Annotated in this window: 2 protein-coding genes; both read left to right on the top strand. The window is 64.3% G+C overall.

Going from position 1 to position 1740, the window contains the following annotated elements; translation table 11 throughout:
• Positions 1–201: 201 nt before the first annotated feature.
• Positions 202–1230: a type I-C CRISPR-associated endonuclease Cas1c gene (gene cas1c / locus ACFHWY_RS28365; protein ID WP_416583306.1), complete on the top strand. Its 1029-nt coding sequence runs from the start codon at positions 202–204 to the stop codon at positions 1228–1230.
• On the top strand, positions 1215–1523 hold the full coding sequence (cas2, locus tag ACFHWY_RS28360; RefSeq protein WP_416583305.1) for a CRISPR-associated endonuclease Cas2: 309 nt from the start codon (positions 1215–1217) through the stop codon (positions 1521–1523). Before cas1c ends, cas2 begins: the two co-directional genes overlap by 16 nt.
• Positions 1524–1740 lie beyond the last annotated feature (217 nt).

The following is a 1740-nucleotide window of genomic DNA, read 5'->3' as shown; positions in this document are numbered from 1 at the left end:
ACGAGCCCGGAATATTCACACTCGCCCAGAAACGGACCTAATCCTCCGAACCATCCTCTGACACCCCGACGCTGCCGACGGCCCGCAACGATGCTCGCTGTCGGCGATGCTCGCTCCGTGAGGACTGCTTGCCCGAACTGACCGACGGCCGCCGGCAGGCGACACCGAATTTGTTGACCCCACGACCGTTGGGACAGTGGCGTGACTGAACTGCTCAACACTCTCTACGTGCAGACCTCCGGCACCAGCCTGCACCTCGACGGCGACACCGTTCGGATATACCACCCCGACCAACCCGGACGCCGCCTACTACCGCTCGTCCGACTCGACCACCTCGTCCTGTTCGGCGGTGTGACGCCCAGCGACGACCTGCTGCTGAGATGCGCCGATGACGGCCGCTCCGTCAGCTGGCTCAGCGGCAGCGGACGCTTCCGCGCCGGCCTGATCGGCCCCACCCACGGCAACCCGCTGCTGCGCCAAGCCCAGCACCGCGCCGCCGACTCGGCGGAACGGCAACTACCCATCGCGATCGCCTTCGTCGCCGGCAAGATACACAACGCGCGGCAAGTGCTGCTCCGCACCGCGCGGGACACCAGCGGCCATCGGCAAACCGCCTTGCGGGCCAGTGCCGAACTACTGGCCCAGCGTCTCGAGTTACTCGCCACCGCGGCCAGCACCAACGAGGTGCTCGGCGTCGAAGGCATCGCCGCACGAGACTACTTCGCCGCCATGCCCTACCTGCTCGGCGACAGCAAGGACTGGAAGGCATCCGGGCGTAACAAACGGCCACCCACCGACCCCCTGAACTGCCTGCTCTCCTTCCTCTACGGCATGCTGCGCGTCGCCGTGCACGGCGCACTCGACCAGGTTGGACTCGACCCCTACATCGGCTACCTGCATGCCGTCCGACCAGGTAAACCGGCACTCGCCCTCGACTTGATGGAAGAATTCCGGCCCCTCCTGGCCGACCGACTCGCACTCACCCTGCTCAACAGGCGGGAGTTGACTCCCACCGACTTCGAGGAGCTGCCGAACGGGGCGTACCGGCTTACCGACAGCGGACGTAAAAGCTTGCTGTCAGCTTGGCAGCAAAGCCGGCAACGGGAGTGGCCACATGCGCAACTCGGCCGGCAGATCCCTGCCGCGCTGCTGCCCCTTGTGCAGGCACGCCTGCTGGCACGGCACCTGCGTGGAGACCTGGTCGCGTACCAGCCATGGACGGTGAACTGAACATGGACCTACTCGTTACCTACGACGTTGAGACAGTTACACCACAGGGACAACGCCGACTGCGCAAAGTCGCCAAAATATGCGAGGCGTACGGCCACCGCGTTCAGAAGTCAGTCTTCGAAGTGGTATGCCGCGAAACCGACAAGGTGCGCTTCGTCGCCGCGCTTCAAGAGGCCATCGACCCTGCCCAGGACAGCATCCGGATCTACCGGCTGCCAGCCCACGCGCTCGACGACATCGAGCATCTCGGCAAACCACGACCAGTCGACCCACGAGGAGCCTTGGTGATCTAGGAACCCCAAGTGAGCACGGGAACCGCAAGGGGTTCCGAACTCTGGAATGTGTATGAGATAGACAAAGCGGACTCCGGCAAGTCGTAAGCCCATCGACGCAACGCTACATTTACTGCTAATGAACCGCTGCGCCCGGCCATCGCGCCGGGCGAGGATCGCAGGGCCATTGCGTAAAACCGGTGACGTTACGTGACTGCGTCGATGAGTTGGGTTGATC

The organism is Micromonospora sp. LOL_024 (assembly GCF_048060415.1).
Lineage (GTDB): Bacteria > Actinomycetota > Actinomycetes > Mycobacteriales > Micromonosporaceae > Micromonospora.
The sequence above is the reverse complement of the archived record's forward strand: the minus strand, read 5'-3'. Positions and strand labels throughout refer to the sequence as shown.